Annotated in this window: 20 protein-coding genes; 11 read left to right on the top strand and 9 right to left on the bottom strand. The window is 65.7% G+C overall.

Annotation, left to right across the window (positions count from 1 at the left end; translation table 11 throughout):
- Positions 1–23: 23 nt before the first annotated feature.
- Positions 24–626 (bottom strand): hypothetical protein, encoded by a 603-nt coding sequence (locus tag ACVMB0_RS32095; protein ID WP_461348766.1) that lies wholly within the window; start codon positions 624–626, stop codon positions 24–26.
- A gap of 166 nt (positions 627–792) precedes the next feature.
- Between ACVMB0_RS32095 and ACVMB0_RS32090 the strand changes: the two genes are divergently transcribed.
- Entirely contained in the window at positions 793–1,485 is a 693-nt protein-coding gene (locus ACVMB0_RS32090; RefSeq protein ID WP_461348765.1) for an SET domain-containing protein, read from the top strand.
- Between the two features lie 26 nt (positions 1,486–1,511).
- Here the strand turns inward: ACVMB0_RS32090 and ACVMB0_RS32085 are convergent, their stop codons facing one another.
- Positions 1,512–1,946, bottom strand: coding sequence for an RrF2 family transcriptional regulator (locus ACVMB0_RS32085; protein WP_461348764.1), 435 nt, complete (start codon positions 1,944–1,946; stop codon positions 1,512–1,514).
- An 83-nt stretch (positions 1,947–2,029) separates the two neighbouring features.
- On the opposite strand from ACVMB0_RS32085, the gene ACVMB0_RS32080 reads away from it, so the two are divergent.
- A complete protein-coding gene (locus ACVMB0_RS32080; RefSeq protein WP_461348763.1) occupies positions 2,030–2,491 on the top strand; it encodes a group III truncated hemoglobin in 462 nt (153 codons plus the stop codon).
- 107 nt (positions 2,492–2,598) lie between these two features.
- On the opposite strand, the gene ACVMB0_RS32075 is transcribed toward ACVMB0_RS32080, so the two are convergent.
- Positions 2,599–2,997 (bottom strand): hypothetical protein, encoded by a 399-nt coding sequence (locus ACVMB0_RS32075; protein WP_461348762.1) that lies wholly within the window; start codon positions 2,995–2,997, stop codon positions 2,599–2,601.
- A 31-nt stretch (positions 2,998–3,028) separates the two neighbouring features.
- Complete coding sequence (locus ACVMB0_RS32070; protein ID WP_461348761.1) at positions 3,029–3,253, bottom strand: hypothetical protein; 225 nt, start codon at positions 3,251–3,253, stop codon at positions 3,029–3,031.
- A 94-nt stretch (positions 3,254–3,347) separates the two neighbouring features.
- Between ACVMB0_RS32070 and ACVMB0_RS32065 the strand changes: the two genes are divergently transcribed.
- The 3 genes from ACVMB0_RS32065 to ACVMB0_RS32055 all read left to right on the top strand — a co-directional run bounded on the left by ACVMB0_RS32065 (position 3,348) and on the right by ACVMB0_RS32055 (position 5,624).
- Positions 3,348–4,172: a helix-turn-helix domain-containing protein gene (locus ACVMB0_RS32065; RefSeq protein ID WP_456753879.1), complete on the top strand. Its 825-nt coding sequence runs from the start codon at positions 3,348–3,350 to the stop codon at positions 4,170–4,172.
- 62 nt (positions 4,173–4,234) lie between these two features.
- Positions 4,235–4,900: a DsbA family oxidoreductase gene (locus tag ACVMB0_RS32060; protein ID WP_146988046.1), complete on the top strand. Its 666-nt coding sequence runs from the start codon at positions 4,235–4,237 to the stop codon at positions 4,898–4,900.
- Positions 4,901–4,985: 85 nt separating this feature from the next.
- Positions 4,986–5,624: an NIPSNAP family protein gene (locus ACVMB0_RS32055; protein ID WP_461348760.1), complete on the top strand. Its 639-nt coding sequence runs from the start codon at positions 4,986–4,988 to the stop codon at positions 5,622–5,624.
- 229 nt (positions 5,625–5,853) lie between these two features.
- Here ACVMB0_RS32055 and ACVMB0_RS32050 read toward each other — a convergent pair whose 3' ends face one another.
- Entirely contained in the window at positions 5,854–7,032 is a 1,179-nt protein-coding gene (locus tag ACVMB0_RS32050; protein WP_461348759.1) for a GNAT family N-acetyltransferase, read from the bottom strand.
- Positions 7,033–7,366: 334 nt separating this feature from the next.
- On the opposite strand from ACVMB0_RS32050, the gene ACVMB0_RS32045 reads away from it, so the two are divergent.
- Positions 7,367–8,116 carry an SDR family NAD(P)-dependent oxidoreductase gene (locus ACVMB0_RS32045; protein WP_461348758.1) on the top strand — a complete coding sequence of 250 codons (750 nt, stop codon included), beginning with the start codon at positions 7,367–7,369 and terminating at the stop codon, positions 8,114–8,116.
- A 78-nt stretch (positions 8,117–8,194) separates the two neighbouring features.
- On the opposite strand, the gene ACVMB0_RS32040 is transcribed toward ACVMB0_RS32045, so the two are convergent.
- Positions 8,195–8,647, bottom strand: coding sequence for a hypothetical protein (locus ACVMB0_RS32040; protein ID WP_456753884.1), 453 nt, complete (start codon positions 8,645–8,647; stop codon positions 8,195–8,197).
- Positions 8,648–8,807: 160 nt separating this feature from the next.
- Here ACVMB0_RS32040 and ACVMB0_RS32035 point away from each other — a divergent pair, with 160 nt between their 5' ends.
- From ACVMB0_RS32035 to ACVMB0_RS32015, 5 genes are all read left to right on the top strand, one after another.
- Positions 8,808–9,035: a hypothetical protein gene (locus ACVMB0_RS32035; RefSeq protein ID WP_456753885.1), complete on the top strand. Its 228-nt coding sequence runs from the start codon at positions 8,808–8,810 to the stop codon at positions 9,033–9,035.
- 115 nt (positions 9,036–9,150) lie between these two features.
- A complete protein-coding gene (locus ACVMB0_RS32030) occupies positions 9,151–10,617 on the top strand; it encodes a caspase family protein (protein ID WP_461348757.1) in 1,467 nt (488 codons plus the stop codon).
- A 65-nt stretch (positions 10,618–10,682) separates the two neighbouring features.
- Complete coding sequence (locus ACVMB0_RS32025) at positions 10,683–12,713, top strand: pyrroloquinoline quinone-dependent dehydrogenase (protein WP_461348756.1); 2,031 nt, start codon at positions 10,683–10,685, stop codon at positions 12,711–12,713.
- Positions 12,714–13,222: 509 nt separating this feature from the next.
- Complete coding sequence (locus ACVMB0_RS32020; protein ID WP_461348755.1) at positions 13,223–13,594, top strand: hypothetical protein; 372 nt, start codon at positions 13,223–13,225, stop codon at positions 13,592–13,594.
- A gap of 330 nt (positions 13,595–13,924) precedes the next feature.
- Entirely contained in the window at positions 13,925–14,218 is a 294-nt protein-coding gene (locus tag ACVMB0_RS32015; RefSeq protein WP_461348754.1) for an HdeA/HdeB family chaperone, read from the top strand.
- 253 nt (positions 14,219–14,471) lie between these two features.
- On the opposite strand, the gene ACVMB0_RS32010 is transcribed toward ACVMB0_RS32015, so the two are convergent.
- The 3 genes from ACVMB0_RS32010 to ACVMB0_RS32000 are packed head-to-tail and all read right to left on the bottom strand — an operon-like array spanning position 14,472 to position 16,746.
- Positions 14,472–14,933, bottom strand: a complete 462-nt coding sequence (locus ACVMB0_RS32010; RefSeq protein WP_456753892.1) for a PaaI family thioesterase — start codon at positions 14,931–14,933, stop codon at positions 14,472–14,474.
- Positions 14,934–14,977: 44 nt separating this feature from the next.
- Entirely contained in the window at positions 14,978–16,453 is a 1,476-nt protein-coding gene (locus tag ACVMB0_RS32005) for an amidase (RefSeq protein ID WP_461348753.1), read from the bottom strand.
- Positions 16,450–16,746, bottom strand: coding sequence for a hypothetical protein (locus tag ACVMB0_RS32000; RefSeq protein WP_461348752.1), 297 nt, complete (start codon positions 16,744–16,746; stop codon positions 16,450–16,452). The genes ACVMB0_RS32005 and ACVMB0_RS32000 overlap by 4 nt, the downstream gene beginning before the upstream one ends.
- Between the last annotated feature and the right edge of the window lie 55 nt (positions 16,747–16,801).

Below are 16,801 nucleotides of genomic sequence, written 5' to 3'. Positions count from 1 at the left end.
ATTCAGCGTAATCTCATCGCGCTTTAGCGTTTCGTCAGCGACGTGGTGCGCCCGCTCTGGCCGACCGTCTTGACCTGATCCGCACCGCATTTGAAATCGCGGGCGAAATCGTCGGCGGCCTGACGCGCCAGCCCGTTGGCGTTGGAATTGGCAGCGACATCGACATAGGCGACATGGCAGACCTCGCCCGGCGGCAGCCGCGTCACCGCGAGCATCGCGCGCGACACCGGGCCGCCGCGCTTGTCCTGCTCGCTGTTGTCGGCGATCTGCCAGCGCTGGATGATCGCAAACGGCTTGCGGTCGGCGGCACGCCATTCGACGGTATCGCCGCTCGAGCTGAACGGGCCGAACCACGCCTGCGCCGCCGGTTCCCTGGCCGCGGCCGCCTTATTTCGGCCGACCGAGACCACTTCGCGCAGGTCACCCTCGCTGATCAGCACCACAAGGCCGGATTTTCCCGGGCAAATCCGCGTGGTGCCGCCGTCCTCTTGATTGGGCCTGCCGATCACGCGGCAGGCTTTCGGCGCGGTCGAGGTGTAGCTGCTGCTGATCGTCTCGGCGCCGGCCTGACCAGGATTTGCACCGGCAAGCGCCATCGCGACTGTTGCAAAAGCAAGGTATTTCATCGGGGGAAACCTGCGATCCGGGCGTTACTTTGTGTCTGACATATGCAATCTGGGGAAGGTTCAACAGACACGCGGGAAACACCTGACAGGCGCGCGGAATCGTCCTAGAAGGGCGGCTTCGCAACTTCTGTCGCGTGCACTCCAGCGTGCCGTAGCCTCGATCGTCATGCCCGCATCATTATCGCACAAGCCCTATCGCGTCGGCCGCTCCCGTACCGGCCTCGGCCTTTTCGCCACCAAGCCGATCAAGAAAGGCACCAAGATCATCCGCTATTTCGGGCCGTTGCTCGACTCGAAGAAGAAGGATGAGGACGCGATCGAGAACAAATATCTGTTCGAGCTCACCAACCGCTGGACCATCGACGGCTCGATCCGCGAGAACATCGCCCGCTACATCAATCATGCCTGCCGGCCGAACGCAGAATCCGACGTTCGCCCACGCAAGCGCAAGGTGTTCATCCGCGCCATCAAGGACATCGAGCCGGGCGACGAGATCAACTACGATTACGGAACCGACTATTTCAAAGCCTATCTGAAGCCGATCGGCTGCAAGTGCGATTCCTGTGAGAAGAAGCGCAAGAAGCAGCGCGCCGAGGCGAGGGCGGAGCGCGCGCGGCTGAAGGAAAAGGCCGAGCGGAAAGCCAGGCGCGAGGCCCAGAAGCTCGCAGAGAAGCGCGCCAAGCAGCGGAAGGCCAAGGCGACGAAGACTGCGAAAGCCAACGGCAGGGGCGGCAACGGCAAGACCCTGAACGGCAAGGCGTTGAACGGCAAGCACCTCAACGGCCACAGCCTGACGGCCGCGGCCGGCAAGCGGGTGGCGCCGTCAAAGCGCGCTACCGCGCGCGTGCTGCAGGCCTGAGTTACGAGCGATCCGGTCGACGACGGTCATGATGCGCGCGCTGGATGGCGCGTGGGACGTGGCACATAGGCGCATTCGGCGAGCGTAGTCCCGTCCAACTCGCGCATGAAGGCCTCACGGGCGGCCGCGAGCCTCGCCTTCAGCCGGCAGCGCGGCAGCAGCACGCAATCGCCGCCATCATCCCTGAAACATTCGACCAGCGGGCTGCCGCCTTCCAGCGCGCGCACCACTTGCCCGAGGGTGATGGTCTCCGCCGGTCGCGCCAGCGAAAATCCGCCGCCGGCGCCGCGCTGGGTCGCGATGAAACCGCCGTCGGCGAGGTCGCGCACCACCTTGGCGAGGTGATTGCGGGAAATGCCGAACTCGGCCGCGATCTCGCTGGTGGCAAATGAGCGATCCGGCTCGCCGGCCAGCCTCATCAGGGCGCGGAGCGCAAAATCCGTGAACGAAGTCAGGCGCATGGAAGCCCTTCGCAATCAGCCCTTGGCGGATCAGCTATAGCAGTCTAAATAGGCATTTGAAATACCTATTTAGGATGTGAGCGATGACAGGAGCAGAGCGCCGCGAGCAGATCACCGCCGAGATTGTCGCGCGGACCGGGATCACCGAGGCCATGATCGAGCAACTGGTGCACGGCTTCTACGCCAAGGTCCGCCAGGACCCGATGATCGGGCCGGTGTTCGAGGCCAGGATCTCAGATTGGGAGCCGCATCTGGCCCAGATGTGCGCGTTCTGGTCCTCGGTCGCGCTGATGACCGGGCGCTATCACGGTACGCCGATGGTCAAGCACATGCCGCTGCCGATCGATGCCGCGCATTTCGACCGCTGGCTGGAACTGTTCGAGGCGACCGCGCATGAGCTGTGCCCGCCGATCGCGGCGGTTCATTTCATCGATCGCGCGCGGCGCATTGCCTCGAGCCTGGAGATGGGCGTTGCCAGCGGACAGGGCGTGATGCTGGGGGTGGGGGAGCGTTACAGGCGAAGCGAAGCGGGAGCTGTGCAGTAAGGTCGAACTCCGACCCGTCATTGCGAGGCGCGAAGCGACGAAGCAATCCATCCTTCCGCACATGCGGCTCGATGGATTACTTCGCTTCGCTCGCAATGACGTCGCGGTTACGCCGTCAGCACGCCTTCGCTCCTCCGCAACCCGACATATTGCAGTTCGGCGAACACGCCGGTGGCGATCGCCTGGGCGAGGATCACGATGGTGCCGAGCAAATTCGGCGACACCGCGCCCGACAGCAGCAGCGCGATGCTGGCCAGCGTCCAGGCCGCGTTGCCGGCGACCACGAGGATCACGGGCCCTTTCGGCAGCGAGGTTCGCGATCCGAGCCAGCCGACCAGCGCGGTGTAGGCGATCAGGAACAGCCCGGTCTCGCGCAGCAGCGCCTCCGGCAGGCCGAGCAGCGAGGCCAGCGCGCCGGCATCGAGCAGCATCGCGATGGCGGACACGCCGCTGAACACGGCATCGGCGAGCAAGGCGCGGCGCAGCAGCGGGGACGAATGGATCATGGCAGTGGTCTCCTTGGGTTGGATGGATTGGTCAGCGGAACAGGGCCTGCAGCTGACGCCACAGGCGGAGCGGGCACAGTGCCTTGCCGACCCTCATCTCGGCCGCATAGACCTGCGCGAACACGAACAGGCCGGTCGCGTGCACGATCGGCTGGGGCATGTTGAGCGAGCGCGCGAGGAGCCATGTGGCCAGATGGACCAGCCACGGGATCAGGACGGCGAAGGCGCGGACAAGGGACAGCATCAGCATGGTCATCTCCTGTGCCGTGGAAGATGAGCCGGCCTGCGCGCCAATTCGATTACCTCAGGCGTAATGGAACGGGCGAATTCCGCATGGTAGGTTTTGCACCATGAACGCACATGCATCCATGGCGCGGGCCGAGCCCGCAAAACCCGTCCTGATCGGCGAGCACCTGCGCGAATGGCGGCAGCGCCGCCATCTCAGCCAGCTCGACCTCGCCGTCGATGCCGAGATCTCGGCGCGACATTTGAGCTTCGTCGAGACCGGCCGCTCGGCGCCGTCGCGCGACATGGTCCTCAAACTGGCGGAGCGCCTCGACGTGCCCCTACGCGAACGCAACGTGCTGCTGGTGGCCGCGGGTTTCGCGCCCGCATTCCCGCAACGCTCGCTGGAGGATCCCGCGCTGAAATCGGCGCGCGAGGCGATCAACCTGGTGCTGAAGGCGCACGAGCCGAATCCGGCGCTGGCCTATGACCGGCACTGGAATCTGGTCTCCGCCAACCGCATGGTGGCGCCGTTGCTGGAGGGCGTGCCGCAGCGGCTGCTCGGCCAGCCCTTCAATATCCTCAGGCTTGCCTTTCATCCGGAGGGCCTCGCGCCGCGCACCGTGAATCTCGCGGAATGGGCCGCGCACCTTCTGGAGCGGCTGCATCGGCAATGCGAGGCCACCGCCGATCCGGAGCTGCTGAAGCTCTATCAGGACCTGAAGTCCTATCCGATCCCGGCGCGCTCGGCCCCGATCACGACCGACAACAACGTCGCGCTTCCGTTCAAGCTCCGCCTCAATGGCGAGATCCTCAGCTTCATCTCGACCACCATGGTGTTCGGCACGCCGGTCGACATCACGCTGCAGGAACTGGCACTGGAGACCTTCTTTCCGGCCGATGAGCCGACCGCCGAGCGGATGCGGCAGATGGCAGCCAGTATGAAATAGCGGCTTGTCTCGGGGCGCTTTCGGCCTACCTTTGGGGTTCCAATTTTGCCGGGAACCCTGCCATGAGCGATCTGAAGCCGCTTCGCCTCGACATCGTCTCCGACGTCGTCTGCCCCTGGTGCTACATCGGCAAGCACCGCATCGAGGACGCGCTGAAGCTGGTGCCCGATGTGCCGGTCGAGGTGCACTGGCGGCCGTTCTTCCTCAACAATTGGGTGCCGCGCGAGGGCATCAGCCGCGACGAATACCTCACCGCGAAATTCGGCTCGGTCGAGGCCTATAAGGGCATCGCCGGCCGCGTGGTCGCCGCCGCCAGCGAGGAGGGGCTGACCTACCATCCCGAACTCGTCAAGCGCCAGCCCAACACGATCGACTGCCATCGCCTGATCCACTGGGCCGAGGCCAAGGGCAAGGCAGCCGAGATGAAGCAACGGCTGATGGAGCTGTACTTCCGCGACGGCGGCGATCTCACCGACACCAACGTGCTGGTGCAGGCAGCCGCCGATGTCGGGCTCGACGCCGACGACGTGCGCAAGCGCCTGGCCACCGACGAGGATGTCGCCCTGGTCTCGGCGCAGGCCCAGGAGGCCGCCGAGAAGGGCATCTCCGGCGTGCCGACCTTCGTGTTCGCGCAGAAATACGCGGTGTCCGGCGCCCAGCCGGCCGAGCAGCTCGCCCGCGCCATCCGCCAGGTCTCGGCCGAGATCAACGCACAGGCGGCGGAGTAGTCCGCGATCATTTTCAAAGCCCGGCTCGCGCCGGGCTTTTTCGTTTGCCCACTCACCCATCGGAAACAAATCAGGAAAGACCACCATGATCTATGAGCTGCGCACCTACACGGTACGTCCGGGCACCGTCGGCGAGATGGTGAAGGCCGCGAGCACGATCTCGCGCGATATCCGCGGCGACAATTTCGGCAAGCTGGAAGGCTACTGGATCACCGAGATCGGGCCGCTCAATCAGGTCATGCACATGTGGAGCTACGCCGACCTCAACGAGCGGACCCGGTTGCGCGCAGAGCTTTCCAAAAATCCGCGCTGGACCGGCGAGTACATTCCGGCGATCCGTCCGCTCTTGGTCCGCCAGGAAGTCCGGCTGCTGAATGCGATCATTCCGCCGGTGGCGCCGACCACCAAGGGCAACATCTACGAATTCCGCAACTATCGCGCGAAGCCGCTCGGCGGCGTCAAGCAATGGCTCGACCTGTTCACCGGCGTGATGCCGGAGCGCGAGAAATACTCCAGGATCGTCGGCCTCTGGCAAACCGATGCCGGACAGCCCAACGAGGTCTGCCACATCTGGGCCTATCCCGATCTCAACGCCCGCGCCGCGGCGCGCGGTGGAGCGATGAAGGATCCGGCCTGGCTGGAATTCCTGAGCAAGGGTACGCAGCTGCTGGAAGAGATGCACTCGACCATCATGCTGCCGGCGCCGCACTCGCCATTGCAGTAAGGCGACGACGGTCGCACTGTTGCAGGCTGCGGCGACGTCGAGACCCCCGGCAGAAAGCCTCACCCGATGTTTCCATCGGATGAGGCTTTCCAGGCAAGGGCATGCACTGCCTGAGAAACAGCGCACCGCAACGCTAGTGAGGCCGGCTGACACCAACCTGACGGCGACATCCAGTTGCTTTTTGATGTAGCTGTATGGCTACGAAAAGGTAAATCGCTGGCCGCGCTGATCAGGCAGCGCGCCGGCTGCGGATCAAGCGGACGGCGCTGCGCGCGGCTTCATAGCCGAACCTGTTCAGGGCCAGCGCGGCATGGATGGCGGTGACCAGCGGATCGCGGCGCCGCAGCGGCAGCAGCACGTCGCCGATCGCAAACCGGCCGCGCCAGAGCGGGTCGATCATGGGGTGGCCGGGCGCCGCGGTGGAATCGGCTGAATTGATCGTGGGGTCGGCGCAGAGATGGCGTGTCAGCTCCAGCGTCAGCTGCGTGCCGGGCGAATGCTTCGCGAAGCGCTCGTCGATGCCGATCTTGAAGAAGAAGGCGCGATCCTGGTGGCGGACCACGATGCCGGCTGCGACCGCCGTGCCGCCGGCATGCAGTGTGACGATCTCGCAGCGTCCGCACTCGGCCATCGCCAATGTCGCGCGGCGGATGAAGGTCGCATCGCCGGCATGCTGGCTGAGCGCCGTGCCGCGCCGGCCCTTCCAGCCGCCGGCTTCGAGGGCAAGGAAGATCTCGAGCGCCGCGGCGATTGCGCGCGGCGTGCGGGCGACATCGAAGCGCACCGCGCCGTGGTCGCCCAGGCGATGGCGCTGGCGGCGCAGCTCCTTCAGCTTCTTGGGCCCGAGCGCGTCGCGCAGCAATTCGTCGGCGTCGCGCGTCGCATCGAGCTGTGCGCGCTGCCAGGCGCTCAGCAGGCGCGGCTCCAACCCGTCTTGTGCGAGCACCGTGCGGATCGCCGCCATCGCCGGGCCTTCGAGCGACATGGTGCGCAGGATCAGCGCGTGCGCGCCCGCATCGCGGGCCTGCTGCAACATCTTGCCGGCCGCCTGTTCGGCGGCGTCGCGGTCGAGCAGCGGCGTGCACAGCGTGCCGTAGGGTTCGGCGCCGACCAGCGCGGGCAGTGGAAGGTGGTAGATCCGCCGCATCGGGATCACCGGCAACAGCCCGATCAACTGTCCGGCATCGCCGGTGGCGCTGAGCAGCGATGCGCCGGTGCGGCCGCGCGCCGAGGCATCGACCGCCAATTCCCAATCCGCCTGGTAATAGCCATTGGGCTCGATCGCGCGCTCGGCAAGCGCACGCCATGCGCCGACCGGCGCGCCTGACAGCGGCGGCAACGCGCGGTCGCCCGTGGCATCCTTGCGCGATGCACGGCGGATCATTGCCCGGTCAGCTATATCGGCCACGTCCCTGTTTCCCCGGCGCGTCCGCACGGCAGCTCAGCCTGCGTTCGTCAGGGGGCAACGCTAGGGCAAAGAGATGGAAAATGCCGTTGAGGCCACCGGGCAATTTGAGCGGTCACGTTAACGCAGCGTTCAGCATATGGCGGACGGCACGCCCGCGCTTTCGCGGTGACCGACCAACCATCGGCTGCACGAACAGCGCACCGCCCGGAACGCCTGTCGTCCGGATCATTCTTGCACCACCGGTGTGCGCACATGCGCACTGAGCGGCCGATGCGGGCGTGCCTAGCTGCAAGGTCTCCGGACGATCCGGGTGCGCAAAGCAAAGGAAACTGACATGTCGAGATTGGACGGCAAGGTCGCGGTGATCAGCGGCGGCAACAGCGGCATCGGGCTCGCCATCGCGCAGCGCTTCGCAAAGGAAGGCGCGGATATATTCATCTTCGGCAGGCGCAAGGACGAACTCGACAAGGCGGCAAAGCTGATCGGCGGCGGTGTCACCGCGATCCAGGCGGATGCGTCCAGGCTCGACGATCTCGACCGTGTCGCCGGGACGGTTCGCCGGGCGAAGGGCAGGGTGGACGTGGTCGTGTCCAACGCCGGCTTCACCGAACAGGTGCCGCTGCGTGAGATCACGGAGGAGCACTACGACCGCACGTTCAACCTGATGGCCAAGGGGCCGCTGTTCCTGGTGCAGAAGATGCTGCCGATGATGGCTGGCGGCGGATCGATCATCCTGGTGTCCTCGGCCATGCACTATATGGGCCTCGCGAACCACTCGACCTATGCCGCCACCAAGGCGGCGGTGCGTTCGTATGTCCGGACCTGGGCGGCCGAGTTCAAGGACAGCGGCATCCGCGCCAACCTGCTCAGCCCGGGGCCCGTCGACACGCCGATCATGGATTCCCAGGCGTCGACGCCCGAGCAAGCCGCCGCGATCCGCAAGATGTACGCCAACTACACGCCGATGCTGCGGATCGGGCGTCCCGAGGAATTGGCGGCGGCGGCCGTCTTCCTCGCGTCGGACGAAAGCTCGTTCATGACGGGCTCCGACATGGTCGTCGACGGCGGCGTCAGCAACGTCTGAACGGGTTTCCCGCAACGATCGGACGGGCCTGCATGACATGCGCCATCAGGCTTGGCCGGCGCATGCCGACATCTCGGGCTAAGGCTTGGTGCTGCGTGGCGTGTCCGCCGCGACGGTGCTCTCGACCGGCTCGTAAGTCTCGGTCACGCAATTGTCGTCGGCCTCGACCTGGCGGCGATCGAAGATCGCGCCTTCATTGATGAAGACGCGATAGGTTTGCGTCCCGAGCGGCTTGCCGATGACCGACGTCAGCTCGGCACGCACGCAGGCGGTCCAGCCGGTGCCGCGCGGATCGTGCAGCGGCGTGGAGACGCGCACATGGGTCGGCTGCGAGCCGGCGGTGAACACCGAGTCCAGTTTGCCGGCAACCAGTCGTTTGACATCCGGAGGCGTCTCGAGCGGCGCCGGTTCGGTGGCCTTGACCCGCAATGCCTCCGGCCACACCGCGTGGCTGTCCGCCAGCCCGCAGCCGCTCAATATGATGGCGGCGCCGGCCAGCAGCGCCGCCAGTTTTACTGGTCCCTGTCCCATCCCGCGAATTTAATGTACCGCTGCCAAGATTGCGCCCCCCTGGTGGCGCTGTATTCGCGTTACGCGACGCTTTGTCGATCAACAAATGTCGAGCGACACGTTATCGTCGGGGTAGAGGTATTGCCGGATGTTTCCGCGGCTGCGGGGGAGAGAGATGGACATGAAAAGCTTCACGGTTGCTGCCGTCATCCTGGCGCTGATCGCGACGCCGACCCTGGCCCAGGGCCGACGAGGCGGCGGCGGGGGCGATGCGAAGACGGAGCAGAAGCCCAAGGTCGACGAGAAGGCCTACAAGGCCGCGCTCGATCGTATCCCCGAACCCAAGGAGAAATACGATCCCTGGGGCGTCACCAAACCGGCCACCGACCCGGCCAAGAAGCCGAAATAGAGCCGGACGCCGCAGTTTCTTACAGGTCCATCATCCGTAGCCGCAGATTGCCGCGCGGCATGAACCTTCACCCGATGGCGTCAGACCCATCTCCGATGTCATGTCGGAGGCCGCCATGTTGCGCCGTTCGCTCCTCAGCCTGCTCGTTCCCGCCGCGATCCTGTTCAGCGCGGCGCCGGCATCGGCGGAAAGCCGGCTGGCGCTGGTGATCGGGCAGTCGGCCTACAAGTCGGTGCCCGCGCTGCCCAATCCGGCCAACGACGCCAAGGCCATGTCGCAGATGCTCACCGATGCCGGGTTTGCGGTGACGACGGCATCGGATCTGTCGCAGGACGAGATGCGCACCCGGATCAGCGACTTTGCCGGCGAGGTGGCGGCGAAGGGCGCCGATACCGTGGCGCTGGTGTTCTACGCCGGGCACGGCCTGCAAATCGATGGCGAGAACTATCTGGTGCCGGTCGACGTCGATCCGAAGCGCGAGGCCGACATCCCGATCCAGGCGGTTCGCCTCAACGACATCCTCAACACGCTGACCTCGGTGCCGAGCCGGATGCGCATCGTGCTGCTCGATGCCTGCCGCAACAATCCGTTCCCGGAGCTCAGCAAGACCGCGGGGCATGGCCTTGCCATCGTCGATGCCAGGATCGGCGCGCCCGGCACCTTCGTGTCGTTCTCGACCTCGCCGGGGGCGGAAGCCGAGGACGGCAGCGGCGCCAACAGTCCGTATACAACCGCGTTGCTGGCGACCGCGAAGCAGCCGGGGATTGCGATCGAGGACATCTTCAAGCGGGTTCGGCTCGCGGTGAACAAGGCGACCGACGGCCGCCAGACGCCGTGGGACTCCTCGTCGCTCACCGACGACTTCCGCTTCATCGCGGCGACGGCGGATGCGCCAGCGCCAGTGCCCGCGGCCACGCCGACGCCGGCGGCGGCCAACCGCACCGTCGACGAATGGAAGCGCGAGTTGCAGGGCAAGCCGATCGAGACTGCGAACGAGTTGATGGTGATCGACGGCACCGACGAATCCTATGAGGCCTTCGCCGCGATCTTCGCCGTCACGCCGCGCGGCCTGCAGGCGCGCGACTGGCTCGACCGGCATCGCCGCATGGTGGCGTGGAACAACGCCATCATCGCCAATACGGCGGCGGCCTATCGCAGCTTCCTCGTGCAGTATCCTGACAGCGACCTGACGGCGACCGCGCGCAAGATGATCGAGCGGCTGCGCTACCGTCCCGACCTGACGCCGGCCGCGGCGATTAGCTTGCCCGCGACCAATGTCGCGCTGGCGGCGCCGACCTGTCCCTGCAATGCCGCGCCGCCGCCGCAGCAGAAGGCCGCCGTCGCGCCGGCCAAGAATCGTGTCGAGCAGCGTGTCGAGAAGCGTGCCGAGCCCGATCCGCCGCGGCGCGCCGGCAAGCGGCCGCCGCGCGTCGTCGTCGAGGACGACGTCGTGGTGGTACGCCGTCCGCCGCCGGCGGTGGTCTATGAGCCCGTCGGACCGCCGATCGGAATCGGGATCGGCATCGGCGGCGGTGGCTATCGCGGCAATTATGGCGGCGGCTATCGCAGGGGTGGATACTGACGCGCCGATAGCGTAAACGCTTTCCCCGCATGAGATGCGCCGTTCGCATCTCGCGGGAGGACGCAATGCGATCCCTGTTTGGCCTGCTCGCCGCGCTGCTGTGCATGCAGCCGGCGCTCGCCTGGGAGTATTGGGGCGGCGATCGCGGCGGCACGCGCTTCTCGCCGCTGACGCAGATCACGACAGACAATGTCGGCACGCTGGTGCGCGGCTGGGACTTCCGCACCGGCGATCTCGACGCGCGCCCGCCCGCGGTGATGAAGCGCACCAAGTTCGAGGCGACGCCGCTGTTCGTCGAGGACAGCCTGATCTTCTGCACGCCGTTCAACGAGGTGATCGCGCTCGATCCCGGCACCGGCGCGCCAAAATGGCGGTTCGATCCGAAGATCAGCATGGGTCAGCGACCGGCCAACCGCTTCGTCTGCCGCGGCGTCGCGCACTGGACCGACGATCGTGCGGCTGAAGGCGCGGCCTGCAAGTCGCGCATCTTCACCGGCACCAATGACACGCGCCTGATCGCGCTCGATGCCAAGACCGGCAAGCCTTGCGCCGATTTCGGCAATGGCGGCGAGATCAAGATCGACGCCGGGATGAAGCTGGAATGGCCGGGCGAATTTCAGATCACCTCGGCGCCGGTGACCGGGCACGGGGTGGTCGTGGTCGGATCGGCGATCGGCGACAACCGGCGGGTCGATGCGCCGCTCGGCGCGGTGCGCGCGTTCGATGCGCGGACCGGTCAGCCGCGCTGGACCTTCGATCCACTGGTGCATAACGGGATCGAGGCCGGTCACAGCAATGTCTGGGCGCCGATGTCGGTGGACGAGGAGCGCGGCCTGGTGTTCCTGCCGACGACATCGCCCAGTCCAGACTTCTGGGGCGGCAAGCGTCCCGGCAATGACGAGCACGCCAATTCCGTCGTCGCGCTGCGGATCGAGACCGGTGAGCTGGTCTGGGCATTCCAGACCGTGCATCATGACGTCTGGGATTACGACCTGCCGGCGCAGCCGACGCTGGCGCGGATCGACACCGGCAACGGCCCGCGCGACGTCGTGATCCAGCCGACCAAGCAGGGCTTTGTGTTCGTGCTCGACCGCGACAGCGGCAAGCCGGTGTGGCCGGTCGAGGAGCGCCCGGTGCCGCAGAACGGCGCCGAGGGCGAGCAACTGTCGCCGACGCAGCCGTTCCCGACCCATGTGCCGCCGTTGCTGACGCAGCGGATGACGGCCGACGACGTCGCAGGCCTGCTGCCGGGCGTCGGCAGCCCGGCGTGCGACAAGCTGCTCGCGCAATCCCGCAACGAGGGGCTTTACACGCCCCCGTCGACGCAAGGCACGATCGTCTATCCGATGACCGGCGGCGGCGTGAACTGGGGCAGCGCGGCGTTCGATCCGGTCAACCAGATCCTGTTCGCCAATGTCAGCCATGCCGCGCATGTCGTCACGCTGATTCCGCGCGACCAGGCCAAGGGCTTCAATCCGCCGCCCGGCCATGAATTCGGCCAGCAGGAGGGCGCGCCGTTCGCGATGTCGCGGGCGCTGGCGATGACGCCGGTCGGGACGCCCTGCAACAAGCCGCCATGGGGCGAGACCGTGGCGGTCGATCTGAAGGCCGGCAAGATTCTCTGGCATTCCTCGGTCGGCACCAGCGAGGATGTCGCGCCGCTCGGCATCGCGCTCGACACCGGCACGCCGCTGGTCAATGGCGTCGCGATCACCGCGGGCGGCGTGCTGTTCACCGGGGCGATGGATGCATACTTGCGCGCGTTCGATGTCAAGTCGGGCCGGCAATTGTGGCTCGGCCGGCTTCCGGTGCCGGGCGTCGCCAATCCGATGACCTATCTCTGGAAGGGCGAGCAGTATGTCGTGATCGGCGCCGGCGGCCATTCCGAGGCCGGCACGTCGATCGGCGACAGCGTGGTGGCGTTTCGCCTGCCGCGGCCGGGCGAGGGGGCCTCGCTGTGGACGCGTCTCATCGATCGCCCCGGCGGGCGGTTCATGCTCAAGATGATCGAGGCGGTCCTTGTGCTGATCGCGCTGTCGGTGCTCGTCACGCTGCTGTGGCGCCGACGGCGCGCGCGCCGCTCGCGATCCGCCTAGGTACCTCCCGCCGCAGGCGCACGCCGCCAAAACAGCGAAAACAACCCCATGCAAAGGAGCCGGCGGCTGCCGGCGTGCGACAAGCAACTTGACACGTCGGGCAACTCAGGGGTAATTTTTCTAATATTCCGAAATAGTGCGGGTGTCGCCTGGCTCCGCTAGTCTTCGCGTCACGAGTCAATCTCCGTCGTCATTGCGAGGAGCGATAGCGACGACGCAATCCATCCAACCGCATTTGCGGACAGATGGATTGCTTCGCTTCGCTCGAAATGACGGCGGGGTTCGTTCGCGGCCTCACAGGACGTGCAGGAGGGACGATTATCGGGATGTCGCCTTGTGGACCAACTTCGCCGCCTCCGACTGGTCCGGTGTTGGGTGCAGTCCGGACTTCTCATTAACGATCCTCGACCGCTGCTTTTTGACCCATAGCGGACGTGTGGGCCAATACGAGATTGCGGACAGCTAAGACCTTCAAGCATAAAGTGCTCGCAACAACCGGAGATCGCGTTGTGAGTAATCTGCTTGTGTTGGGCTCTGTTGCTGTCGTGGCTGCTTCCCTGATTATGGTGATACGCCCCTCATGGACTTTTGGCCGGAAATTGTCGTTGGATGAAGCGGTTTCGGTGTGTTGGGTGGCTTGGTCGATCTACATGGCGACTTTCGTCATCTACATCGGACTAAAGCTTCCCTTGGGGCTTTCGAGCGATGCGGGTATTCCAGCTATCGCGATAGGCGTTCTGGTATCGGCAATTGCAGTCTTCTGCTTGGCGCGCATGCGCACCGACTGGAAGAGTGCAGTGACCAAATCGATCTTCGGGCTCTTCACTCTTACCTTAGTGGTGGTTTCCATCACGCTTGATCTGACGCGGTCTCGCAATTGAGAATTCGCGCACTTCCGCTTATGGCCCTAGCCGGACATTCACCAAAGCGTCGCCGCTGTCAGCTTTTGAGAGCGACACGGACCTGGCTATCCCCGTTCGCATACACCTGATTTTTGAGTACACACCCCGTTCTCTTCACGTTTTGGCGGCGGCGCTATCACAAATCAGAAGCACGAATTCTCAACGCGTGCACCGAAACGACGTGCAGACACACGCACGCGATGTCATGCTTGCGTTCGCCGCGGTGCTTCGCCTACGAGGTCGCGAGCGGACGCGCTGGGGCCTCCAGCGGGCCTGTTCATTTCAGATCATTTGCCCTTGGAGATTGCGATGAAGATCACTGCCTCGATCATGCTTGCCGCCGCGCTCGCGCTGTCGTCCGCACCGGCCAACGCCACCGTGCTCGATCTCTCGACCATGACCTGCAAGCAGTTCGTCGAAGGCGGCGACGACACCATCAAGATGGTGCTGGTGTGGATGGACGGCTGGTACAAGGGCGATTCCGACGAGGCGATCATCGACACCGACGTGTTCACCGAGAACGCCAGGAAGTTCGGCACCTATTGCGGAAAGAATCCGACCATCAGCATCGTCAATGCCGCCGAGGCCGTGCTCGCCAAGTAAGCCTGCTACGCAGGCGCCTCGTGGAGCATGGGCCTCGAAGGATCGACGGCCACCAGCCGGGCCGATTCATCCTTCGAGACGCGCGCGAGAGCGCGCTCCTCAGGATGACGGAATTGGTTTACTCAGCTTGCTCGGTGTCATCAACCGCGCATGCGGGTGATCTAGTATTCCAGAGACTGTCGTGCTTGAGCCGACAGGCCGCGGTGTACTGGGGCGCCCGGTCTCGTCTCCGCCAAGGCGTCGCCTCGGCGTCTTATCCCGGCAGCATCGCGAACGCGCTCGACACCATCGCCACCGGCTTGTTGTCGGTGCCGGAGGAGAGCGTGACGCGGCCGAAGCTCATGGTGCGGCCGAGCCGGACCACGCGGGCGTCGGCCAGCACGTCGGAGGCGGTCACCGCGCGCATGAAATGCGTGGTCTGGTCGACCGTCGTCATCGGGCGATAGCCCTTGTTGGCGGCGAGATTGGCCAGCACCATCGCGGTGTCGGCGAACGCCATCAGCGCCTGGCCGCAGACGATGCCGCCATTGCGGCACAGCCGCTCGGAAAACGGCATGCGCAGGATGGCGCCGGGCTGCCAGTCGGGATCGCCGCCGGCGGGGGCTGCGATGTCGAATTGCTCGACCGACAGATTGAGGTCCTGCACCCATGGCGCAAAGACGTCGCCGAGCACGCGCTTCGCGTCGTCGATCCCGAATTCATTGGCCTGCTGCATGATGTCTCGCTTCCTGCCCTGATGGTCTTGCTGTTATCTATGACCTAGTTGGCCGTGACATGCACGCCCGGCCGCTTGCCGTCATTCCATTTGCCGTCGATCGCGCGTTCGATCTGGGCGGCGAGCTGCAACAATAGCCCGTCATCGGCCTGCTTGCCGATCGCCTGGATGCCGAGCGGCAGGCCATGCTCGTTGGTCGCGAGCGGCAGCGAGATCGCGGGGATGCCGCAGAGATTGGCCAGCGGCGTGAAGGCGAAATTGCGCCAGAGATTGCCGAACCAGTCCAGCACCGACGGGTTGTCGCTGATGGTGAGATATTCCGTGGTGCCGACCTTCGGCGTCGGCAGTGCCGTGATCGGCGTCAGGATGATGTCCCAATCCTCGAAGAAGGTGCCGAAGCCGCGCGCGGTGGTGTTGAACACCGCCTGCATGCGGGCGCGATCGGCGAAGCTGAAGTCGCGGCCGTGCTCCCAGATCCGGATGTTGATCGGTTCGATCAGCTCCGGCGGCGGCCGCGCCAATCCGCGCGCGGCGAGCATGTTGCCGATCACGACGGCGAAATTGCTGATGTAGCAGCTGGTCTGCGCCGCGAAGGCTTCAGTGTAGTCGATCGCCGGCAGGGCGTAATCGACCTGATGGCCGAGGCCTTCGAGGAAGCGTCCGACCCGCGCGAGCTCGGCTGCGATATGCGGCGTCGCGCGATAGTCGCCCCATGTGTGCGACAGCGCGATCCTGAGCCGGCCGGGGTCGCGCTTGATCATCGCGGCATATGGCTCAGGCGGTGCCCAGAACGGCATGAACTCGCCGGGCGCGGGGCCGCGGCAGGCGTCGACGAAGGCCGCGGTGTCGCGCACCGAGCGCGACTGGCAGCCCTGGATCGAGACGAGGCCGGTGAGATCGGACAGATGCGGCGCGAGCGAGAACACGCCGCGCGACACTTTCAGTCCGATATTGCCGTTGACGCCGGCCGGAATCCGGATCGAGCCGCCGCCGTCGGTCGCATGTGCGATCGGCACCGCCCCGGCGGCGACCATCGCCGCGCTGCCAGCCGACGAGCCGCAGGTGGTGTAGTCGGTGTTCCAGGGATTGCGCGTGACATAGATCGCGGGGTTCTCGGCCGAGCTGCAAACCCCGAACTCCGGCGTCGTGGTCCGCCCGATCAGATTGAGGCCGGCCTTGCGCAGCTTCGTGGTCAGGAAGGTGTCGGCCGCGGCGCGATTGCCGCGCATCATCAGCGAGCCCATCTCCTGCAGCCGTCCCTGCATGGTCGGGCCGAGATCCTTCATCAGGAAGGGCAGGCCGGCGAACGGCCCGTTGAGATCGGCGCCGTCGCGCGCGGGATCGGCGATCACGTCGTCGAACAGCTCGACCACGCCGGAGAGCGCGGGATCGACCTTGGCGACCGCGGCGGCGGCTTGCGATGCCAGCTCCCGCGGCGTCAGCTCGCCACGCCGGACGCGCTCGGCGAGCGCCATTCCGTCATGCCGCGTCCATTCGTCCCAGCTCATCGCCAAAGTCATGTCGTCGATTCCTTTTCTGCTTTGTTGCGGAGTGTAATTTGCGCGGCCGCCCGGTCAAACCGTTGCGCGGCGGCGGCGCTCCGGCGCGCGTGCGCTGCGTTGCAAACGCCGTGCCCGGCATGAAAATGCCCCAGTTTCGGCGCCCAATCGCCCTTCGTTAGTGGTGTGGGGGCGTACATGGTCCGCAGGTTGGTGTTGCTCGGCGGCGTGATTGCGGTCGGATTGGCGCTCAGTGGCTGCACGCGCTGCGGTCCGGTCTGGGACGACTGGATGCAGTCGCCGAAATCCTGCAAGTCGGACAACCTCTAGGGCAGCGACAGCCAGCTTGGCCGGACATGCTTGGCCAGA

The sequence above is a fragment of the Bradyrhizobium sp. USDA 4451 genome, assembly GCF_054822585.1.
The sequence above is the reverse complement of the archived record's forward strand: the minus strand, read 5'-3'. Positions and strand labels throughout refer to the sequence as shown.

What these genes read in the sequence shown, in the direction of transcription:
- ACVMB0_RS32095 (WP_461348766.1), bottom strand. Translation starts at nt 626, where the DNA reads ATGAAATACCTTGCTTTTGCAACAGTCGCGATGGCGCTTGCCGGTGCA.
- ACVMB0_RS32090 (WP_461348765.1), top strand. Translation starts at nt 793, where the DNA reads ATGCCCGCATCATTATCGCACAAGCCCTATCGCGTCGGCCGCTCCCGT.
- ACVMB0_RS32085 (WP_461348764.1), bottom strand. Translation starts at nt 1,946, where the DNA reads ATGCGCCTGACTTCGTTCACGGATTTTGCGCTCCGCGCCCTGATGAGG.
- ACVMB0_RS32080 (WP_461348763.1), top strand. Translation starts at nt 2,030, where the DNA reads ATGACAGGAGCAGAGCGCCGCGAGCAGATCACCGCCGAGATTGTCGCG.
- ACVMB0_RS32075 (WP_461348762.1), bottom strand. Translation starts at nt 2,997, where the DNA reads ATGATCCATTCGTCCCCGCTGCTGCGCCGCGCCTTGCTCGCCGATGCC.
- ACVMB0_RS32070 (WP_461348761.1), bottom strand. Translation starts at nt 3,253, where the DNA reads ATGACCATGCTGATGCTGTCCCTTGTCCGCGCCTTCGCCGTCCTGATC.
- ACVMB0_RS32065 (WP_456753879.1), top strand. Translation starts at nt 3,348, where the DNA reads ATGAACGCACATGCATCCATGGCGCGGGCCGAGCCCGCAAAACCCGTC.
- ACVMB0_RS32060 (WP_146988046.1), top strand. Translation starts at nt 4,235, where the DNA reads ATGAGCGATCTGAAGCCGCTTCGCCTCGACATCGTCTCCGACGTCGTC.
- ACVMB0_RS32055 (WP_461348760.1), top strand. Translation starts at nt 4,986, where the DNA reads ATGATCTATGAGCTGCGCACCTACACGGTACGTCCGGGCACCGTCGGC.
- ACVMB0_RS32045 (WP_461348758.1), top strand. Translation starts at nt 7,367, where the DNA reads ATGTCGAGATTGGACGGCAAGGTCGCGGTGATCAGCGGCGGCAACAGC.
- ACVMB0_RS32040 (WP_456753884.1), bottom strand. Translation starts at nt 8,647, where the DNA reads ATGGGACAGGGACCAGTAAAACTGGCGGCGCTGCTGGCCGGCGCCGCC.
- ACVMB0_RS32035 (WP_456753885.1), top strand. Translation starts at nt 8,808, where the DNA reads ATGAAAAGCTTCACGGTTGCTGCCGTCATCCTGGCGCTGATCGCGACG.
- ACVMB0_RS32030 (WP_461348757.1), top strand. Translation starts at nt 9,151, where the DNA reads ATGTTGCGCCGTTCGCTCCTCAGCCTGCTCGTTCCCGCCGCGATCCTG.
- ACVMB0_RS32025 (WP_461348756.1), top strand. Translation starts at nt 10,683, where the DNA reads ATGCGATCCCTGTTTGGCCTGCTCGCCGCGCTGCTGTGCATGCAGCCG.
- ACVMB0_RS32015 (WP_461348754.1), top strand. Translation starts at nt 13,925, where the DNA reads ATGAAGATCACTGCCTCGATCATGCTTGCCGCCGCGCTCGCGCTGTCG.
- ACVMB0_RS32010 (WP_456753892.1), bottom strand. Translation starts at nt 14,933, where the DNA reads ATGCAGCAGGCCAATGAATTCGGGATCGACGACGCGAAGCGCGTGCTC.
- ACVMB0_RS32005 (WP_461348753.1), bottom strand. Translation starts at nt 16,453, where the DNA reads ATGACTTTGGCGATGAGCTGGGACGAATGGACGCGGCATGACGGAATG.